The organism is Maribacter sp. (genome assembly GCF_039968975.1).
In the GTDB taxonomy this organism is placed as follows: domain Bacteria; phylum Bacteroidota; class Bacteroidia; order Flavobacteriales; family Flavobacteriaceae; genus Maribacter.
Genome location: NZ_JBDVOT010000156.1, coordinates 1 through 1807 on the forward strand (window position 1 = coordinate 1; position 1807 = coordinate 1807).

A 1807-nucleotide genomic window follows, 5' to 3' on the forward strand; every position below is an offset into this window, starting at 1 on the left:
ATTGACACCCTGTACCAAATCTCCATACTCATTCTTCTCTATTTCAGCGTAAGTCTTACCAAAAGGAATATTTACATAATGCCACGCACTGAATTTACGGTATGATCTATCAGATTTTATTTCATCAGCAAAATTTGCAACGGCAGCCAAGCTCTCCCCTTCCAACAAATCTTCAATAGCGCGTTTTGCTTTTTTGCTTAAATGCTGTTCTGCAACTTCACCAACAACCCTATGACCAGTTTTTGACCAATACATATCATTTGCAAAAGTGAAATTAGATACTAAAAGCAGTAAAATAATATAATTCTTCATCACTGAAATTTTGCTCAAAAATAGTACAACAAACTTTAAGGCATTGTTAAAACTTGGTAAGATTAAATTTATATCTGAACTTGCGGACATGAAGAAGAAAACGAGAAAACCATCTAAACGAAAATTTAGTATCCGCAAAATAATCGGCTTAGGTATTTTGGGTCTCTTCCTCCTTTTTATTCTATTTATTGCCAGTGTCAATATTGGTTTATGGGGGGAAATCCCTTCTAAAAAAGAACTTTCAAATTTTCAATATCAAATGGCTTCTGAGGTTTATACAGCAGATAGTGTATTGATCGGTAAATATTACCTGTACGATAGACAACCTGTTGCCTTCCAGGATTTTCCTGAGCACTTGGTACAAGCATTGGTTGCCATTGAAGATGAGCGTTTTTACGAGCACTCTGGCGTTGACATTAGAAGTTTAGTTAGAGTGGGTTTCAAAACTGTTCTTTTAGGTGATAATTCTTCTGGTGGCGGTAGTACTCTTACCCAACAATTGGCAAAAAATTTATATCCTAGAAAGGAAAGAAACAAAACAAATATTGTCGTAAACAAGGTCAAAGAAATGATCATAGCCAAAAGACTAGAGAAGATTTTTACGAAAGATGAAATCATCACTAATTATCTAAACACGGTTTCTTTTGGTGATAATACGTTTGGTATAGAAAGTGCCGCCCTTAAATTTTTCAATAATAGAACCAAAGATATCAGCGCTACCCAAGCCGCTACTTTAGTAGGCATGTTAAAAGCTACATATGGATACAATCCCAGAATATTCCCTGAAAAAAGTCTTGGCAGACGTAATTTGGTATTAAGAGCAATGTTTAATAACGATTTCATTTCTGAAGAACAGGTATCTAATTTTTCACAAGAGGGTCTTAATCTTGACTATAGGGAATTTGACTACAATGCCGGTATTGCACCTTATTTTAGAGAGGAAGTTCGTAAAGAGATGCTGAATTGGATTGCCGAACAAGACCAAACCGAGACCGATTATAACATATATACTTCTGGACTAAAAATTTACACTACCCTAAACTATAAAATGCAAAAATTGGCAGAAGAAGCTATGGTTGAACATATGACCAAATTGCAAAATAGCTTTGAAAAAAGTTACGGTACCAATGCGCCTTGGTTGAAGGATAAAAAGTTGATTGAAAAAATAGCGCAACGAACTCCTACTTATAAAAAGCTAGAGAAAACAGGCTTGTCACATGCAAAAATTATAGATAGTTTATCTAAAAACAAACAACAGCGAACTTTCAAATCTTGGCAAAAAGACGAAGATTTAACTGCCAGCACTATGGACAGTATTCAGCATTATACCAAATTCTTAAATACCGGTTCTATAGCAGTGGACCCAACCAATGGCGATATATTGGTTTGGATCGGTGGTATTAATTTTGAACAATACAAATACGACCATATTTCTCAAAGTAAACGACAAGTGGGCTCTACCTTTAAACCCATTGTATATACTACTGCAGTGGAA

General features: G+C 35.1%; 2 protein-coding genes. One reads left to right on the forward strand and one right to left on the reverse strand.

Annotated features, from left to right (window positions below):
• Positions 1–312 (reverse strand): S1/P1 nuclease (locus ABJI11_RS10645; protein WP_348351953.1); only part of this gene is annotated, 312 nt, incomplete at its 3' end.
• Between the two features lie 88 nt (positions 313–400).
• Between ABJI11_RS10645 and ABJI11_RS10650 the strand changes: the two genes are divergently transcribed.
• A partial coding sequence (locus ABJI11_RS10650; RefSeq protein WP_348351955.1) for a transglycosylase domain-containing protein occupies positions 401–1807 on the forward strand: 1407 nt, incomplete at its 3' end.